General features: G+C 47.2%; 10 protein-coding genes. 8 read left to right on the top strand and 2 right to left on the bottom strand.

Translation table 11 applies throughout. From position 1 onward, the window contains the following. The first annotated feature begins 24 nt into the window (after nt 1-24). The 7 genes from AC0MXB_RS07590 to ppdK all read left to right on the top strand — a co-directional run bounded on the left by AC0MXB_RS07590 (nt 25) and on the right by ppdK (nt 16,445). The gene (locus tag AC0MXB_RS07590) at nt 25-1,449 is read left to right on the top strand and encodes a tetratricopeptide repeat protein (RefSeq protein ID WP_474039053.1); all 1,425 of its coding nucleotides are present in this window, start codon (nt 25-27) and stop codon (nt 1,447-1,449) included. Nucleotides 1,450-1,723: 274 nt separating this feature from the next. After that, nucleotides 1,724-4,822: a calcium-binding protein gene (locus AC0MXB_RS07585; RefSeq protein ID WP_474039052.1), complete on the top strand. Its 3,099-nt coding sequence runs from the start codon at nt 1,724-1,726 to the stop codon at nt 4,820-4,822. Between the two features lie 283 nt (nt 4,823-5,105). Next, the gene (locus tag AC0MXB_RS07580) at nt 5,106-9,353 is read left to right on the top strand and encodes a hypothetical protein (RefSeq protein ID WP_474039051.1); all 4,248 of its coding nucleotides are present in this window, start codon (nt 5,106-5,108) and stop codon (nt 9,351-9,353) included. Nucleotides 9,354-9,542: 189 nt separating this feature from the next. After that, nucleotides 9,543-10,943, top strand: coding sequence for a calcium-binding protein (locus AC0MXB_RS07575; protein ID WP_474039050.1), 1,401 nt, complete (start codon nt 9,543-9,545; stop codon nt 10,941-10,943). 216 nt (nt 10,944-11,159) lie between these two features. Further along, a complete protein-coding gene (locus AC0MXB_RS07570) occupies nt 11,160-12,860 on the top strand; it encodes a methyl-accepting chemotaxis protein (protein WP_474039049.1) in 1,701 nt (566 codons plus the stop codon). 129 nt (nt 12,861-12,989) lie between these two features. Further along, nucleotides 12,990-13,787: a pyruvate, water dikinase regulatory protein gene (locus AC0MXB_RS07565; protein ID WP_474039048.1), complete on the top strand. Its 798-nt coding sequence runs from the start codon at nt 12,990-12,992 to the stop codon at nt 13,785-13,787. Further along, nucleotides 13,788-16,445 (top strand): pyruvate, phosphate dikinase, encoded by a 2,658-nt coding sequence (gene ppdK, locus AC0MXB_RS07560; protein WP_474039047.1) that lies wholly within the window; start codon nt 13,788-13,790, stop codon nt 16,443-16,445. A gap of 106 nt (nt 16,446-16,551) precedes the next feature. Here the strand turns inward: ppdK and AC0MXB_RS07555 are convergent, their stop codons facing one another. Then, complete coding sequence (locus AC0MXB_RS07555) at nt 16,552-17,649, bottom strand: hypothetical protein (protein WP_474039046.1); 1,098 nt, start codon at nt 17,647-17,649, stop codon at nt 16,552-16,554. Nucleotides 17,650-17,760: 111 nt separating this feature from the next. Further along, nucleotides 17,761-18,648, bottom strand: a complete 888-nt coding sequence (locus AC0MXB_RS07550; protein ID WP_474039045.1) for a CsgG/HfaB family protein — start codon at nt 18,646-18,648, stop codon at nt 17,761-17,763. Nucleotides 18,649-18,847: 199 nt separating this feature from the next. Here AC0MXB_RS07550 and galU point away from each other — a divergent pair, with 199 nt between their 5' ends. After that, the gene (gene galU / locus AC0MXB_RS07545; protein ID WP_474039044.1) at nt 18,848-19,750 is read left to right on the top strand and encodes a UTP--glucose-1-phosphate uridylyltransferase GalU; all 903 of its coding nucleotides are present in this window, start codon (nt 18,848-18,850) and stop codon (nt 19,748-19,750) included. Nucleotides 19,751-19,786: the final 36 nt, after the last annotated feature.

Genomic DNA, 19,786 nt, shown 5'->3' with positions numbered 1-19,786 from the left:
TAATGGGAATTAAGGAGGAACTTTATGGCGGAAGTGACGCTCCAGGATGCTGAGTTTTTGCAGGCTATGGCTTTAGAGAAGGCTGGAAAGCGCGGTCAGGCGATTTCGCTTTATCTAAAATTAGGCGTTCATTATGATAAACAGAGTGAGCTTGATAAAGCCTTAGTCTGTTTTCGTAAAACTATCGAAATGGATGCAACAAATGCTGATTTTTACTATAACTTAGCGGTGCTTTCTAGAAAAAGGCAAGAGTTTTCCCACAGTGAGCTTTACTTTAAACAAGCGATTGCTCATAAAGCGCAGCATTTTTTTGCATACAACGGTCTTGGCGATTTATATGCAGAGATAGGCCAGCCGATAGACGCCATGGCAGCTTACCAACAGGCGCTAGCAATCAGTCCTGCCGCGATAGAACCTTGCATTGCCTTAGGTAGTATTTTACGGGAACAGGGACTGCTGGAGCAGGCTCTTGCCGTTTATGAGCAAAGTTTGCAGCATAATCCAACGGACCCTGCCTTGCAATGTGCTGCTATGGAAATTTATTTGCGCTTAGGTGATTTGTATCGCGGGTTTCAAAAAGTCGAATGGCGCAAAGAACTGTCTTATGCTAGAGAGTTTTTTGCACCCTTTCAACATATTACGCCGTGGCAAGGGGAGCTTTTTTATGGGAAGAAGCTCCTTGTCCATTATGAACAGGGCTTTGGCGATGTATTACAATTTATTCGCTATTTGCCGCAAGTGAAGGCGCGGGGCGGTTTTGTCTTTGTGTTGTGTAATCCTCCCTTAGTCACGGTGTTACAATCCGTTTTGGGTGCTGACACAGTGGCTGATTCTTGTAATTTAGAGGATTTTGACCTAGCTGTTTCTGTTATGAGTTTGCCGAGAATTTTTGGTACTACCTTAAACACAATACCAACGCCGATTCCTTATATTAAACCAGAGCAGTCTTGTATTGATTTTTGGCGCAGCAAAATTACTGGCTCTTCCTATAAGGTTGGACTGGTTTGGTCAGGAAAAAAAGAAACGATGGCCCATCGCTCTTGCCAACTGCAGGATATGCTTCTTCTGTTACAAGTGAACGAGGTTTCGTTCTATAGCTTGCAGCTTGGCGAAGAACGGCACGAGCTACAAGAACTGCAAGCTTTATCGCCGCAAATCGGCATTATTGATTTAGCGTCAAATCTGACCGATTTTGCCGATACGGCTGGTGCGATGATGCACTTGGACCTTATTATTACGGTTGATACGGCGGCAGCCCATCTTGCTGGCGCGTTAGGACGACAAACCTGGCTTGCGTTGCCTAAGAAAAGTGAATGGCGCTGGCTGCTCGATCGAAACGATTCCCCCTGGTATCCGACCATGAAGCTCTATCGTCAAAGCGACGAGGGACAATGGGACAGTGTATTTAAGGTTATGGCCGAGGATTTGCTACAATTGCAGGCAAGATAACAGTAAAGGGCAGTTCACTTTCAGCATTCTAGCTGGAGGTGACCTGCTCTTTTATTGAAAATCGGGACTTTAATCCCGATGAAATCAGGACCGCTTCCTGTACTTTTAGATAGTGTGGATAATTTTAAAATATGCTATGGTAAAAAAAAGTGGCAATATAGTAAATAAGATTGTTTCAGTTATATATATTCGGGTCATAGCGGGCCTATCATATCAGTCTTGATAGCTAGAGTTTTTAACTAGGGAAGAGAAAATCGCACAGGGAGGCGTAATTATGTTCCAGGGCTCAACCGATATTACTGAAAGTATTCTATCAACGTGTAATTATAATTCTGGTACTGATGATTCTTCCAGTGTAACAGTGCTATCTATTAATCCGCAGGCGAGTTTGTCGCAAAATCTATCTGTTGACGACGCTTATGTCAAGCCGGGAATTACAGGAATAGGACAAAGCGAAGTCAGGGATACCGTAAAGAGAATTAGTCCTTTTGGTAAAGTGAAGATTACTGGCTCTGATAAGCTTGTTGTTACGATCACCATTCCTAATGGCCTTCATTATAGTTTTTCCACCAATGAAAAACTTTCGATAAAGAGTAGTACAGATCTTACTAGAGTTAGGATAATTGGGACTAGCCAGGATATTACCGACTATTTACAGCATAATGGTATTTTGGTGATGATTCCAGAGAATACAATTCCGCTTGGCACAACTCAAACAGATACTTTTGGAATACTGGTAAAAAATTTTGATAATGACGATGATGCCACAGGTAGTCTGACCGTAAAAATTACGCCTGTTGATGATAAGCCGCAGGTAACGTATAGCGTCAGCCCTGAAAAAACGGTATCAGATAGTCAATCAGTACCCCTCTTTCCTAGCAGCGTAACCGTGACTGATCCAGACGCAGGCGATACAGAAACAGTTACAGTACAGTTGATCAGCGCAGGCTCAGGTGATATTTTACCAGGGGATAAACTGAAGTTAGCCGATGGAAGTGGCTTGCCAGGTGATGTTGGAACCTACGACAGCACTACTGGAACCTATACTTGTAGTCACCTTACAGCAATTGATGCAACGACTCTTTTGAAGTATCTTGAATTTATACCGCAAGTTTCGGACAGTACTCGAAATGTTTCTTTTAAGATGACAGTAACAGATTCGCAGAAACAGTCGTTTCAGGTATCGGATGTAGCAAGTTTTACAGTCAGTCATGTGGCAGATAATGCCTTGATGATTCAGGCCGTGCCAGCTGTTTTAGGAATAAATGATAATACATCAGCAAGAGATATATTTTCTGAAGTTCAATTAAGCGGCGGTTCGGCTAATAGCTTGCTTACTATTTCTAACAATGATCCTACAAAGGGCGTTTTTTCCTTAGCGAGTGGTGCCTCTTTTCAGTCCCAGGTTTCTATTGACGCTCAGGGGGCGCTGCATCTTACTGGTACAGGAGCTCAGATACAAGATGATTTGCACAGCAGTAAAATTATATTTACGCCTGTAGCCAATCTAGTACCGATCACCGGGACTTCGAGTGATACCCTTGTCTTTACTTCGAGTGATACATCAGCTCAGAAGAACATGACAGTAACAATTACTTCCGTCAATGATGCGCCTGTTCTGGGGAATATTACTGCAACGCAATCAGTACAGAATACGGGAACTTTAGCATTGTGTCCGCAGGTTACGCTGACTGATCCGGACGTTCAGGAAATGGAGGCTCTTACTGTCACTGTAATGGGTGAGGGCACGATAAGCGCTTCGCAAGTGGCGGGTGCTAGTAATAGTACCGGTGTTGGGGCGGCAGCGATGACGACCTATACTTGGGATGCTATGACGGTTATAGCCGCTCAGACACTCTTGCGTTCACTAGTCTATCAGCCGGCGATCGGGCAGACGAGTGCGGCAACGGTAAAAATACAGATGGAAGACGGATCGGATGTACTTTCCAATCCGGCTAACGTAATAGTGTCGATGGCAGCGGCAAGTTCCGGCGGGTCTTCGACGGATTCTACGCCGACCGATAATTATTCTAGTTCGACGACGCCGCAGGAAGAGAATCTGACAGGCAGCGAGAATCACAATATTGTGGGCGGCTCGGGTGATGATGTGTTTCGCGGCAACAGCGGCAATAATGTACTGGATGGCGGCAGCGGCAATAATCAGCTCTGGGCGGCTGCCGGCGATGACAAGCTAATTGGCGGCAGCGGTAGCAATGGCTATTGGTGGGGCCAAGGAGACGGTCATGATGTAGTGCAGGAAGGCGGACGCAGCAGCAGCGCTGGAGCCGATGCCTTGTATCTTTATAATGTGGCAAGAAATGGCTATAGCGGCGAACAAAGCGGCAATGATTTTGTGATTAGTCTGCCTGACGGGGAAAGTGTAACAGTGGCAGGCTGGTATGCAGCAGATCCGGCGAGCCGGATTCAAGGCTGGGTCTTTGGCGATACAGTAGTAGCCTGGAATGATGGTCAAACGGCTACCGTCGAGCTGGCGCAGCCTGCTTATGCCCAGGAAAATATCCATCATGTCGTAGTGGATGACAGACAAGTCGGCATTGTCCGCGGCGGCAGCGGCGATGATACATTAGAGGAAGGCGCTATGGGCGGTCAGCTCTGGGGCGGCCTTGGCGGCAACGACCGCATGGTAGGCAGCAGCGGCAGTACAGCTTATTGGTGGGGCTCTGGTAATGGCCAGGATGTCATTGATCAAGCGGCTGTGAACAGCGGCGATGCCTTGTATCTTTATAATGTGGCAAGAAACGGCTACAGCGGTGAACGTCAGGGCGATGATTATGTTATTAAGACAGGCGACGGGGCTAGTTTGACGGTACAAGGCTGGTACAGTGCAAAGTCAGAGGATCGAATTCAAGGCTGGGTTTTTGGCAGCGAGGTCGTAGCGTGGAATGACGGTCAGGCGGCAACGGTAGAATTATCAGATCCCTGCTATGCCTTAAATGGGATTCATCAAGTTACGGCGGCAGATAGCGGTGAAATGACCTTTCGGGGCAGCAGCGGCGATGATATTATGACGGCAGGCTCCGGCGGCAGTCAGATGTGGGGCGGCGCCGGAAGTGATGTCATGACTGGCGGCAGCGGCAAAGATGAGTACTGGTGGGGCCAGACAGACGGGCAGGATGTGATTAGCGGCCGCTCGGACAACAGCCAGGACTCTATTATGCTGTACAACACATCGCTAAGTAGTGTGCATAGCCAGCTGAGCGGCAATGATCTGGTTATTTCCTTAGAGGGCAGCAGTGACACGCTGACGATTAAAGATTGGGCGGCGGGCGGCGGCTATCAGCTGAATTCCTTTAATATTGGCGGTAAAATGTATCAGGTAGCAGCTGACGGAAAGAGCTGGTCAGCGAAGTAAAGCGATTAGGGCTTGATACAGTACAAGAATCATTCCTTGCTAATAGTAGCAGGGGATGCTTCTTTACTTAAAATAGGGCCTTAGTCCTGATGGAATTGGGACCTAATCCTATACTTTTAGATAGTGTGCGCGATTTTTAAATATGATATGGTAAAAAGTAGTGACAATATGGTAAATAGGATTGTTCCAGTAATATATTCAGGTCATAGCGGGCCTATCATATCAGTCTTGATAGCTAAAGTTTTTAACTAGGGAAGAGAAAATCACACAGGGAGGCGTAATTATGTTCCAGGGTTTCACAAACCTTACCAATGGTAGTCCGATTGATTTATCAGCTCAATATCCTTTTCGAAATGTTTCAATTAATGATAACGGTCCAAATGATCTTGTCGGAGTTAAGATTGATCTGAGGGCGTTAAATGGCGCTGGCAGTTTGGCTGTGCTTGACTCTAGTGGGAATCTGCTCGATACTTCAACGAAGCCTGTTAGCAGTTATTGTACTATTTCTAATGCTAATAGTGGATTTAGTGAGGATTGGAAAATTGTATATAGTGATATTGCCAATGGGGGGGATGAAACTTCGCTTTGGGATACAAATACTACTGGTGTTGTATTATATTACATTGCAAATCAGGGGGCTCCCGAGTATCAACTTGTCGGTACGGTTGCTGCTGTGAATCATTTATTGCAGCAGCAATTGATCTTTCTAAGGACGAATAATACTAATACATCTTTGTCACAAGCATTACAGGTAACTGGTGGCGAGTGCGATAGTTACGATGGTGCTTTATATGACTCTCAAGGGCTGCAGACACCTATTTCACCTACGGCGACGTGGACGGAGGCGGCTCCTACTCTGACACTGGCGGCAAACAAGATTGCAATAAATCCTGGTAGTACTTATCAAGTATTTTCTTCTCAGGGGCAGGCTGCTGTTTCTGATAATAACTATTATGATGCGATGATTGTAACTGTTGCGGTGAATTCTGGCGGCTTTACTTATCATGGTACTACTTATACAAAGGATAGTTCGACGCCGCTTACTTTGAGCGGCACTAATGCGTCTGCTGTGCAAGCGCAGCTACAAGCTTTGGCGATTAGTGTAGATTCGACGCAAGATACAGTTCTTACGCTTAGGGCAACAGATGCGGCAGGGCAATCAGCGTCAAATCAGCTTACGATTCATAATAATCAGGCGCCAAGTCTTAGCGGAATAGGTGGCTCGTCTACTTTTATCTTAGGTGGTGCTGCGACCTCAGTATTTAATAATGTGAATTTTACTGATGATACTATCTCTGATAGGGATAACGATACGCTGAATATTGCCATTGGCAGTAATGTTACTAGCGGCGATGTTATCGCAAGTACGGCGGGAAGTTATAATTCTACAACGCATGCTTATACTTACTCAGGCACGCCTGATCAAATTAGGACTGTACTAGAAAACCTAACCTTTACAGCAGCGGCCGTTGGTTTCGGCACGCGAACGATTAGTGCAATTGTTACAGACTCATTAGGGCTGGCAAGCGGTGTCGTGACAACAAGTATTTCGGTTGCTGAGCCATATGTCACTCCAGGAATCTCAGGAACGGATACAGAACTGGATTATAATGATAACGTAGGGATAATTGATCCTTTTCACAATGTAGTGATTACAGGCTCTGGTGCGATGACAGTTACACTTACCATTCCCCATGGTTTCAGCTTTCAGGCGGTTGATTCGGATAATTCCTGCACCGAGACGACGAGTAGTAACACGATTACTTTAACTGGGACTAGTCAGGATATTACGACATATCTGCAGGGGAGCAAAATTCAAGTGTCGATTCCCGAGAATACAATTTCTATTGGTACAAGAGAAATTGATTATTTCGACATTTCGGCAACCAACAGTGGTCCCGGAACTGCCACGGCCAGTCAGGCAGTCAAGATTACACCTGTAGATGACGCGCCGCAGGTAACTTTTAGCGGCAACACTTCACGATCGCTACAAGATAGTCAAACAGTGAAACCTTTTAATGGTGGCGTGACAGTAAATGACCCTGACGCTGGCGATACCGAAACAGTTCAGGTACGGTTAAGTGGTTTCTTGTCGGGAGATCAGCTGCAATTGGCTGCTGGGAGCGGGTTGACAGGAAATGTTGGAACCTACGACAGCACTACTGGAATTTATACTTGCAGTAATCTTACGACAGCTCAGGCAATGACTCTTCTGAACAATCTTGAATTTGTGCCGCAAGCTTCCGCCAATTCGCGGCTTGTTACCTATGATGTGACTGTTACAGATTCACAAAACCAGTCAGTTACGCAATCGAATGTAGCAAGTTTTTCTATCACGCACGATACAACGAACGACTTAACGATTACTAGTATGACAAATGTTTTAGGAATATATGATAATGTACCAGAAAACAATATCTTTTTTGGAGTTCACTTAAGCGGCGGTTCGGCTAATAGCATGCTTACTATTGTTAACCCTGATCTTTCAAAGGGCGTTTTTTCCTTAAGAAGCGGTGCATCTTTTCACTCCCAGGTTTCTATTGATAATCAGAGTGTGCTGCATCTTAAAGGTACAGGCGCCCAGATACAAGCTGATTTGCAAATCGGAAACATTTTATTTACGCCTGTAGCTAATCAGATGCCGGTCACTGGAACTTCGACTGATACCATTACTCTTAGTTCAAGTGATACACCACTTCAGTACAAGATTATGACGGTACCCATTACTTCCGTCGATGATACGCCTGTTCTAGGGAATATTACTGCAACGCAATCAGTACAGAATACGGGAACTTTAGCATTGTGTCCGCAGGCTACACTGACTGATCCTGACGTTCAAGAGACGGAAGCTCTTACTGTCACTGTAATGGGTGAGGGCATGATAAGCGCTTCGCAAGCGGCAGGTGCTAGTAATAGTACCGGTGTTGGGGCGGCAGCGATGACGACCTATACTTGGGATGCTATGACGGTTACAGCCGCTCAGACTCTCCTGCGTTCACTAGTCTATCAGCCGGCGGCAGGGCAGACTAGTGCGGCAACGGTAAAAATACAGATGGAAGACGGATCGGATGAACTTTCCAATGTAGCTAACGTAATTGTGTCGATGGCAGCGGCAAATTCCGGCGGTAGTGGCGGTAGCGGCGGTTCCGGCGGCTCTTCAACGGATTCTACGCCGACCGATAATTATTCTGGTTCGACGACGGCGCAAGAAGTGAATCTCACAGGCAGTGAGAACCGCAATATTGTAGGCGGCGCCGGTGATGATGTGTTCCGCGGCAATAGCGGGAATAATGTATTAGATGGCGGCAGCGGCAATAATCAACTTTGGGCGGCGGCTGGTGACGACAAGCTAATTGGCGGCAGCGGCAGTAATGGTTTCTGGTGGGGCCAGGGCGATGGTCATGATGTGGTGCAGGAAGGCGGACGCAGCAGTAGCGCTGGAGCCGATGTCTTGTATCTTTATAATGTGGTTCGGAACGGCTATAGCGGCGAACGACAGGGCAATGATTTTGTCATTAGTCTGGCCAATGGGGAAAGTTTGACAGTGACAGGCTGGTATGCAGCAGATCCGGCGAGTCGAATTCAAGGCTGGGTGTTTGGCGATACCGTAGTAGCCTGGAATGATGGTCAAACGGCTACCGTCGAATTGGCGCAGCCAGCTTACGCGCAGGAAAATATTCATCAAGTCGTAGTCGATGACAGACAAGTAGGCATTGTCCGCGGCGGAAATGGCGATGATACACTAGAGGAAGGCGCTATGGGGGGCCAGCTCTGGGGCGGTCTTGGCGGCAACGACCGTATGGCTGGCAGCAGCGGCAGTACGGCTTACTGGTGGGGCAGCGGCAATGGGCAGGATGTGGTCAGTCAGGCGGCTGTGAATGACGGCGATGCCTTGTATCTCTATAATGTAGCAAGAAACGGCTACAGCGGCGAACGGCAGGGCGATGACTATGTCATCAAAACAGGCGACGGCTCTACTTTGACAGTACAAGGCTGGTATAGCGCTAAACCGGAAGAGAGAATTCAAGGCTGGGTCTTTGGCAGCGAGGTCGTAGCTTGGAATGACGGTCAGGCAGCGACGGTAGAATTATCAGATCCCTGCTATGCTTTAAATGGGATTCATCAAGTTACAGCGGCGGATAGCGGTGCAATGACCTTTCGCGGCAGTAGCGGCTCTGACGTTTTGACAGCAGGTTCCGGTGGCAGTAAGATGTGGGGTGGCGCCGGGAGTGACGTCATGACTGGCGGCAGCGGCAAGGATGAGTACTGGTGGGGATCGAGCGATGATCATGATGTGATTACGGGACGTTCTGATAATAGTCAAGATGCCGTGATGCTCTATAATACACCCCTAAGTAGCATCCATAGTCAGCTCAACGGCAATGATCTAGTTATTTCGCTAGATGGCAGTAGTGACACGCTGACGATTCAAGACTGGGCGAGGGGCGGCGGCTATCAGCTGAATTCTTTTAATATCGGCGGTAAAATGTATCAAGTAGCGGCTGATGGCAAGAGTTGGTCAGCAAAGTAAGATTCTAACAAGGTAAGAATAGTCCCTATTCATATAGATAGTGTACAAGTTAAACTATTTATGATATGTTAAAACGAGAATGTATTTCACGGTAAATCTTATCGGGCTGTGGCACTAAGCGAAAATTTCCTTAATGTCGCAGCCCCATTTTGGTTAGCCGGGAATAGACGGTGCAGGGAGGCGTAGTTTATGTTTCAAAATTTAGATATGGGCGAAAACATAAGTTTTGTTCTAGCGGCTCAGTACCCGCCGGTTGATGCTGGGCCGATGATTACGCAACGCGGTTCAACCGAGGATTCTTTGAAAGATAGCGAGATAAAGAATATTTTTTCCCAGGGGCTATATGTGGTCGATCCTAATGGGGGGTGCGACACAGTTACTGTAGCGTTAATGGGAAAGTTGTTGCCAGGAGATCAGGTGAAAGTGGCGGATGCAGCTGGTTTGGCAGGAATTTCTGATCACTATGACAGTGCTACTGGGACTTATACCTGCGAGAACCTGCTTACGGTACCTCAGGTGAATCTTCTTTTGGCAAATCTTGAATTTATACCGCAGGCTGACGCTAATTCACGCGAGGTTATGTTTTATGTGACCATTACGGATTTAGATGGACTATCTGTTTCAAGCGGTGTAGTCAAGACGTTATCCATTACGCATGATCCAACGCAGGACGTCACACTTAATTTTTCTGATACTACGATGCCGCAGACCGTGAATCTGACCGGGAGTCAGAGCCGCAATATTGTGGGCGGTAGTGGGGATGATGTCTTTCGCGGTAACGGCGGCAATAATGCGATTGACGGCGGTAGTGGCAATAATCAACTATGGGGGGCTGGCGGCGATGACCGTATGATTGGCGGCAGCGGCAGCAATGGTTTCTGGTGGGGCCAAGGTGATGGACATGATGTAGTACAGGAAGTCGGGCGCAGCAGCGGCGCCGGAGCAGATGCGTTATATCTTTATAATGTGGGCAGAAATGGCTACGGCGGCGAACGAAGCGGCAATGATTTTGTGATTCGTCTGGCTAATGGGGAGAGTCTGACTGTAGCAGGCTGGTATGCAGCAGATCCAGTGAATCGTATACAGGGATGGGTTTTTGGCGATACTGTAGTAGCTTGGAATGATGGTCAGGCTGCCACCGTAGAATTGGGACAGCCAGTTTATGCATTTAATAAGGTTCATAAAGTGACAGCAGCTGATAGCAGCTACATGACTTTTCGCGGTAGTAGCAGTGACGATATTATGATAGCCGGTTCTGGCGGCAGTCAAATGTGGGGCGCTGCCGGGAGTGATACTATGACTGGCGGTAGCGGTCAGGATACCTATTGGTGGGGGCGGACGGATGGGCAGGATGTGATTACGGGACGTTCTGATAATAGTCAAGATGCCGTGATGCTCTATAATACACCCCTAAGTAGCATCCATAGTCAGCTCAACGGCAATGATCTAGTTATTTCGCTAGATGGCAGTAGTGACATGCTGACGCTCCAGGACTGGGCGAAGGGCGGCGGCTACCAGTTGAACTCCTTTAATATCGGCGGCAAAATGTATCAAGTAGCGGTTGATGGCCAGAATTGGTCAGCGAAGTAAGCGGGAAAGAGAATGATGGTCAACATAATAAATCTATATTTCTGTAGTCTATAAAAACAGCAAGCGCTAAATCGACAGTGCTTGCTGTTTTTTGTAGTATTCTCATAAAACAGGAAATAAGTCATGTAATATTTCGGAGGTAATTAGTATTTTTTGACGAAGAATGTAAAGGTAATAAGTTTGGCTGATTGTATACTAAAGGAGCTGTAGCAGAGAATGTTTAGAGAAAAACGGTTATCTTTATTGGTGCAAGTCATTGGCATGTATTTAATTATTGTGTTGTTGTTCAGCTGTTCTTCGGTTTTTGCTATTTATAATTTTCGTAAAGTCTCGACAGAAGTTGAACAGGTTTCCTCGTATAATGTGCCGCTGATGCTTCAGACTAAAGATGCGCATATTGCCTTTACGAGTGCGCTGCTCAATATGCGAGGCTTTTTTCTTTATAGTGATGGTGCGTCCTATGAAGCGGCGTATCGCAAAGATATGAATCAAGCGATTAGTCAAGTTCAAAAGCTTGTCGACGAATCGGAAAATAACGCAGCAAAGGAGCAAAGTGCCAAGTTGCTCAAGGAATTGCAGGGATATCTTACGATTGGCGACACTGGAATTGCTTTCAAAAAACAGAATAAGCCCTTGCCGTCGGATGTGGCCATGCAGGGACGGACTGCTGTCGATACCATAGAAAAAGAGTTTAATCAGCTGACTGAGGCGCAGCAAACGATGTTAACAGCAGGGACGAAGCGGATGAATAGCGATATTGGTCGCACCAATTGGACGATTGGTATTATCGCAATTGCCGTTTCCCTCTTTAGTATTGCGATTGCTGTCTTATATACACGGTTTTTAATTCATCGTATTGAGCGGTTGCGGCATATTGTTGCGCAAATGGAAGCGTTGAATCTTACATCGGATTTTGCGAAAGCCATAATGAATGATGAAATTGGCGATATGTTTATATTATTAGGGAAGACGCGGGAAAAATTGCGTACGTTAATGAAAGAGATGACCGGTATGGCCGAACAGCTGGCGGGAACTTCTCAGGAAATGACAGCTAGTGCCGAGGGATCTTCAAAGGCTACTGATCAAGTTGCTGCTGCAATTGGTACCGTGGCGCAAGGGGCCGAGCAACAGTTGCAATCGGTAGAAAGCGGCGCTAGGGTGATTAAAGAGCTCAATACAGGAATTGATCAAGTGGCAGTAACGACGCAAGCTGTATCGCAGGCGGCGGCAAAAACGACTGATGCAGCCAGTCAGGGCGGCGCGGCCATTCAGCAGGCTGTAAAACAAATGAATGTCATTGAAGCGGCTGTGGCCAATACGGCGCAAACCGTTGAAAATCTGGGTGAGCGGTCACAGCAAATTGGTCAGATTGTCGAAACGATTGCTAATATTTCCGGTCAGACGAATCTTTTAGCCCTCAATGCAGCGATTGAAGCGGCCCGCGCTGGCGAGCAAGGGCGCGGTTTTGCCGTTGTGGCGGAAGAAGTCCGTAAATTGGCCGAACAATCGCAGGGGGCGGCGAAACAGATTGCTGATTTAATTGGCAATATTCAAAGTGAGACGGAACAGGCTGTTGCTTCGATGAATGTGGGACGAAAAGAAGTAGCTACAGGCAACGAAGTGGTGGCGTCAGCTGGCGAGATCTTTCATGAGATTCGTAATTTGATTGACCATGTTTCGCAAAAAATTACGGAGATTGCCGCAGCGGTGACCAAAATGACGGGAAATAGTCAGCAGATCGTACAATCAATTACTTCCATTTCTAATCAAAGTAAACATGTCAATGATACGACTCAAACTGTATCAGCCGCTACGGAAGAACAAGCTGCGGCAGTCGCGCAAATTGCTTCGGCTAGTCAGGCTTTGGCCAAATTAGCCGATAATCTTCAGGCGGAGATTCATAAATTTAAGGTATAGACAAATTTTGTGGTATAATAGAAATAAGAAAATATTCCAAAAATAAAGTTAATTTACAGCTCATAAAATTAAATTACACTTGTTCTAGTCTGAAGGGAGGCGGCATGTATTAGTAACAGAGAAGTCACTGTGGTGTATGTTCTGTCTGATTCCATCGGCGAGACTGGCGAGATTGTGGTCAAGGCTGCTGCCAGCCAATTTCGGCAGGTACGCTTTGAATTTCGCCGTGTTCCCTACATCAGTACACCCGAAGAAATCGATGAAGCCTTACAGGCGGCGGAAGCGTCAGGAGCGGCTGTTGTCTATACGCTCGTAACACCCACTCTGAAAGAGTATCTAGAACGAAAGGCAGCGGAGATTGATATTCCCTGTACCGATATTATGGGGCCTGTCATCGCTATGTTGGGCGGTTTGGTGCAGCAGGAAGCGACGCATGAACCTGGTCTGATACGCCGAATTGACCATGATTATTTTACACGGGTAGAGGCCATTGAGTTTGCCGTAAAATTTGATGATGGCAAGGAGCCGCGGGGCTTGCTAAAGGCTGATATTGTTTTTACGGGCGTATCGCGTACCTCGAAGACCCCGTTATGTATGTATATGGCTCATAAGGGCCTAAAAGCAGCCAATGTTCCGCTTGTACCGGAAACGCCTTTACCGGAAGAACTCTTTGAAGTGCCAAAGCGAAAAGTCTTCGGTCTTACGATTGATCCCATGCAGCTTTATGAAATTCGCAAGGAACGGTTGCGGTCGATGAAATTATCGCCAAACAGCGACTATGCAAACCTGGAAAGAATCTTAGCTGAGCTTGATTACGCTGCTTCGATTATGCGCCGCATTGGCTGTCCTACGATTGATGTGACCAATAAGGCGGTAGAAGAGACGGCAGCGATGATTATGGAGATATATCGGAAGGGGGAAAAGTAAGTGGCAAAGTATGTGTATTTTTTTGATGAGGGCAAGGCCGAAATGAAAGCGCTTTTAGGCGGTAAGGGGGCCAATTTGGCCGAAATGACTCGCATGGGCCTGCCTGTGCCGACAGGGATGACAATCACGACGGCCGCCTGCAATGACTACTATAAGGCCGGTAAAAAATGGCCTGACGGCTTAAAGGATGAAGTGAGCTTTTGTCTGAAGGCTGTCGAAAAAAAGAGTGGGAAAAAGCTAGGCGATGCCGAGAATCCGCTGCTTGTTTCGGTTCGGTCTGGCGCCATGTTTTCCATGCCTGGCATGATGGATACCATTTTAAATCTGGGCTTAAATGAACAGACTATGGCGGCTGTGGCCAAAAATACGAAAAATCCGCGCTTTGCTTGCGATTGCTATCGCCGCTTCATTCAAATGTTCGGTGATGTGGTGCTCGAAATTCCCAAGCATGACTTTGAACTGATTTTAGCGGACCATAAGGAAAAGCAGGGCGTAAAACTCGATCAGGAACTGTCTGCCGACACACTGCGCCTAGTCATTGCCGATTATAAGAAGCTTGTGGCACAGCGGAGCGGCCAGCCCTTCCCGGAAGATCCGGTCGAGCAGCTCTTTATGGCGGTGGAAGCTGTATTTCGTTCCTGGAATAACAACCGGGCCATTATCTATCGGAATATCAATAAGATTGCTCATGACCTTGGCACGGCTGTCAATATTCAAGAGATGGTCTTTGGCAATATGGGTGACGATTCTGGTACGGGTGTTGCTTTTAGTCGTAACCCTTCGACGGGCGAGAATGTGCTTTATGGCGAGTATTTGACCAATGCGCAGGGGGAAGATGTGGTAGCTGGGATTCGGACGCCGCAGCCTATTGCCAAACTGGCGGAAGAAATGCCAACGATTTATAAGGAATTCCATAAAATCTCTCGCCAGCTGGAGCGGCATTATAAAAATATGCAGGATATTGAGTTTACTGTTGAGCGGGGTAAGCTGTATATTCTCCAGACTCGGAATGGGAAACGGACAGCGGCGGCTTCGATTCAGATTGCTTATGATATGGTTCAATCAGGTATGGTTGAGAAACGGGACGCCTTGCTCCTAGTTGATCCTGGTCAGCTTGACCAGCTACTGCATCGGCGGATTGATGACTCAGCAAAGCTCAATGTACTGGCAACAGGACTTCCAGCGTCGCCTGGCGCTGCGTCGGGTGAAGTTGTTTTTGACGCCGATGAAGCAGAGCGCCTTGGGAAAAATGGCGTAAAAGTGATTCTTGTTCGCAACGAAACGACGCCTGATGATATTCATGGGATTGTAGCGGCTCAAGGGATTTTGACAAGTCGCGGTGGTATGACGAGCCATGCCGCTGTGGTAGCTCGTGGTATGGGCAAGCCTTGTGTCTGCGGTTGCGATGCTGTAAAGATTGATTATGACAAGCAGGAATTTGTTGTCGGCGGCCAGGTTTTTGCCAAAGGAGCCATGATTTCTATTGATGGAGCTACCGGACGAGTCATCGGCGGTACGGTTCCGATGTTAGAGCCGAAACTGTCTGAAGAATATTTGGCAATTTTACAGTGGGCTGATGAAGTCAAACGCCTGGAAGTACGGGCCAATGCCGATACGCCGGAAGATGCGCTGAAGGCACGGCAATTTGGCGCAACTGGAATTGGCTTAACCCGGACGGAACATATGTTTATGGCGCAAGATCGCCTGCCTTTTGTCCAGAAGATGATTTTAGCGGAAGATGAAGCAGAACGGCAAGATGCCCTTGATAAGCTGCTACCCATGCAGGAAGGCGACTTTTACGGCATTTTTAAGGCTATGGCTGGCTATCCCGTAACGATTCGTCTCTTAGATCCTCCGCTTCATGAATTTTTGCCAAGCTTAGAAGATTTGCTGGTAGAGACAACGGAACTGCGGGTGACTGGCAAGGATCCGGCCCGACTGGAAGCCAGGTTGCAAATTTTAAAGAAGGTCCGGGCGCTCCATGAATTTAATCCGATGCTGGGCCATCGCGGCTGCCGCCTTGGCATTACCTTCCCGGCTATTTACGATATGCAGAGCCGCGCTATCTTCCAGGCTGTAGCAAGACTCGTGCAAGAAGGCGTGAAGGTCATGCCGGAAGTGGAAATTCCGCTACCGATTGATCCGAAAGAAATGGCTTTCTTCAAGGAACGGATTGAAGGGATTGCTACGGATGTTATGCAGGAAATGAAGGTCGAATTTGCTTATACCATTGGTTCGATGATCGAATTGCCGCGAGCGGCTCTCTTAGCAGATCGCATGGCTAAGGAAGCAGAGTTCTTCAGTTTTGGGACGAACGACTTGACCCAGACGACGCTTGGCTTTAGCCGTGACGATGCCGAAGGCAAGTTCCTGGCGGATTATATTGATGCGAAAATCTTTAAGGAAAGTCCCTTTATTGTTCTCGATCGCGACGGGGTCGGTCAATTGATGCAGATTGCCGTAGAACGGGGCCGGAAGACGCGGCCAGGCATGCTTATTGGCATTTGCGGCGAGCATGGCGGTGAACCGAGTTCCGTCGAGTTTTGCCATCAGATCGGGCTTGATTATGTGAGTTGCTCACCTTATCGTGTTCCCGTAGCTAGACTGGCAGCAGCCCAAGCGGCTGTAAGCAAAGGGGAAAATCACGGTACGAAATAGACAATAGAATTGTGATTCGTACGTAAAGTTACAAAGCAAAAGCCTCAGTCATTTCCGTTTGGGAAAAGGCTGAGGCTTTGTTTGTGGTCGTGAGCTTTAGCTTTATTTAACGCAGTGTTACCTGAACCGTGCTGTTCGAGATGGACGTTACATCAAGCGATACGCCGTCCGTGTTTTGCAGGGCGTCAGCCAGTACTTTTGGCGAACCTGTATAGGTCACGTCAATTTGGGCGACGCCATTCGTATAAGAACGCAAAAAGACTGATTTTACGCCAGGTACTTGCTTTAAAGCGTTTTGCATAAGGTTAAGCTTATTAAAACTAGCGCGGCTGACATAGATGGTCAGTGGCTTATCAGGATCGCTTGCATACTGCATGAGCTGTTGGACCATATAATCGCCGACTTGCGCTCCCGCCGCAGCTAGGGCTTTTTTAGCGGCAATCCGCGGCGTAATGTCAACACCGCCTGCTTCAAAACCTTGAGCGGCAATAATTTCACCTGTATCCACTTTGAGAACCTTGGCATCAATATGAGCGCGGCTTGATTTGATGCCACTGTCATACAGATCGCCAGCATATTGGGCCGTAGCTTCGCCGACAATGACAAAGTCTAGCTGATAGGTGGTAGCCATGGAGCGAGCGTCACGGAGATTGCCGTCAAGGATGGCGCGGACAATCTGATTTTCTTGAATATTGGCTGTCTGACGCGCGTCAAGGACATGCTTAAAGCCGGCATCACGCAATTTCTGGATGACGGCTGTTTCACCAGCCGGATCAGGGAAAGCGCCAGATTGGTAGCGCTCGGGAATAAAGACGGCAATGCGCGGATCGCGCAGCATTACTTCGATGAGGCGCAGCTTTTGCAGTTTCGTATATAAGGCCGAGCTTGGATCGGTATCCACAGTGACAGCAAGATCCACGGTGTAAACACCGCCGTTTCGCTGTTCGCTGACGACCTGATAATCCTGTACAAAGCCTGATGATTTTGTATAGACTTCGTCGTTCACAATCTGGTTGTTTCGCGATAAGGTTTGTGAGTCAACTAAGGTGCCGACGGCCTGTTCCACGGCTAGACGCAATCCATCGCGAATCGCATCTTCACGAGAGACGCCATTGCCTGTGACGGTCACACTTTGCGCAAAAACGGTCTGCGCTGTTAGAAATAGTAAGAGAGCAAAAAAGCTTGCCAGAAGACTCTTTTTCATGCAAAAAACTCCCTTCTGAAAAAGGCACTCTAAGTTAGAGCGCCTTTTGGTTATGATCAGTTTTAGAATCTATTAACCTAATGATTCTGTAGATTTAGTTAGTCTGTAAATTTAGTTGGAACGGACTTTATCGCCAGCTTGCAATAGTGGCATACTTTTGTCTTGAATTTCAGCGATGGCCATGCCGCCGTCTACGCGGGTCACTTTTACCGTGCAAAGATCGGTTTTATCAACGCCGATAACTTGACCAGCGCTATTCGTAATGGCTTCGCCTTCACGGTATACTACATAGGTTTGACCAGGCTGTACGCCTTGGTCTACGCCGATATCAAGATATACTTTACGGCCGCTGACTTTCGCAATAGCGCCTTCTGTAGGAGCGCCTTGATTGATGCGGCTTACAATCTGGTTAATGGCGCCATGCAGAGCATCGTCATAAATGCTTGCTGATACTTCGGTTGAGGTGCCGCCAAGGCCTTCAATGCCGCCGCCACTTTTTTCGACTTTCCCTTCAACCTGATCCGCCCAGACGATGGAGCCTGTCGTAGCATCGATCATGCGTACGGAAATACGGACTTTGGCTGTTAATTTATCAATATGCAGGCCCATAATTTGGTCATGTTTTTCTTCTGCGCCAGCTGACAGAATTTTACCGTAGACAATGTATTTTAAGCCAAGCAGTTTGCCCATCTGCGGGGCCGTGCTAGGATCCACTGCGCCAGATGCGCCAAAACCCTGCTCTTGTAATACGGAACGAATTTGTTCTCTTTCTACGACTTCAAAATTTCTATTTTTGGCCAGTTCAGTTGTGAGCATATCGGAAGCGCCAAGTCCAATATCGTAGTAGCCGCCGCGAACACGGACTGTGTAGTTGTTTGTTTCAAACTTAGTGATACCAATTCGCTTCGGCGCTGCCGAAGCTGTGGCTACAGTCAGCAAAAAGCAGCCGATCATGAGCGCAAGTGTAACTAGAGTTGTTTTCTTAGTAAAACGGTGCACAAACTTCATCTCCTCTTAAATGATAGCAACAATAGGTAAATACAGCATTAGAAATAATTTCGCTGGTTTTGTCGAGAATCCTTTTAATTTTCCTGTGACTTTTTTCCTCTATTCACCTGCTCAATGGAGGCTTAGGGCAGGATTCAATTCTACTGTGAGCGAATACAAAAAATAATCTAATAATAATGGAGTGTTGCCTGTGGTAACTAGAAAGCCAAATCAGACAGTTCGCAAAGCTGTTATTCCAGCAGCGGGTCTGGGGACTCGTTTTTTGCCAGCAACCAAAGCGCAGCCGAAGGAAATGCTGCCAATTATTGATAAGCCGGCGATTCAGTATATTATTGAAGAAGCAATCCAGTCAGGGATTGAAGAAATTTTAATTATCACTGGACGAAACAAACGAGCCATTGAAGACCACTTTGATCGGTCCATCGAGCTAGAACTTTCATTAAAGGCCAGTGGCAAATATGACATGCTCGGTTTGATTGAAGAAATCTCTAATGTAGAGATTCATTATATTCGTCAGAAAGAGGCCAGGGGGCTGGGTCATGCTGTCCTTTGCGCCAAGCAGTTTGTGGGCAATGAGCCTTTTGCCGTTCTCTTAGGAGATGATATTGTCGATTCTTCCGTTCCTTGCTTAAAGCAGCTTATTGATGTGTATGAGTCGAATCCCGGTACGATTCTCGGTGTTCAGGAAGTGCCGCAAAATAAGGTGTCGAGTTATGGCATTGTGAAACCAAAGGCTTTAAAGCCGCGTCTTTGGCAGGCGGAATCTTTGGTAGAAAAGCCTGATGTGAGCGAAGCGCCATCACGACTTGCTGTATTGGGACGCTATATTATTGAGCCGGAGATCTTTGCTTTACTCGAAACAACGGAGCCAGGCCGCGGTGGGGAGATTCAACTGACTGATGCACTGCAGAAGTTAGCTCTTGATCGATCCGTCTATGCCTTTCAGTTTGAAGGACGGCGCTATGATATTGGCGATAAACAGGGCTTTTTAGAGGCGACTGTGGAATATGCCTTGAAACGGCCTGATCTTAGAGATCCCTTTTTGGAGTATCTTGTACGGACAGTAAAACCGCTCTTGAATAATTGCGATTAAACTTTGGCAATTGTCAGAGCCAGTTTAAAAATGGAG

This window comes from Pelorhabdus sp. sgz311001, from assembly GCF_055901755.1.
The sequence above is the reverse complement of the archived record's forward strand: the minus strand, read 5'-3'. Positions and strand labels throughout refer to the sequence as shown.

What these genes read in the sequence shown, in the direction of transcription:
- AC0MXB_RS07555 (WP_474039046.1), bottom strand. Translation starts at nt 17,649, where the DNA reads ATGAAAAAGAGTCTTCTGGCAAGCTTTTTTGCTCTCTTACTATTTCTA.
- AC0MXB_RS07570 (WP_474039049.1), top strand. Translation starts at nt 11,160, where the DNA reads ATGTTTAGAGAAAAACGGTTATCTTTATTGGTGCAAGTCATTGGCATG.
- AC0MXB_RS07590 (WP_474039053.1), top strand. Translation starts at nt 25, where the DNA reads ATGGCGGAAGTGACGCTCCAGGATGCTGAGTTTTTGCAGGCTATGGCT.
- AC0MXB_RS07580 (WP_474039051.1), top strand. Translation starts at nt 5,106, where the DNA reads ATGTTCCAGGGTTTCACAAACCTTACCAATGGTAGTCCGATTGATTTA.
- AC0MXB_RS07575 (WP_474039050.1), top strand. Translation starts at nt 9,543, where the DNA reads ATGTTTCAAAATTTAGATATGGGCGAAAACATAAGTTTTGTTCTAGCG.
- AC0MXB_RS07585 (WP_474039052.1), top strand. Translation starts at nt 1,724, where the DNA reads ATGTTCCAGGGCTCAACCGATATTACTGAAAGTATTCTATCAACGTGT.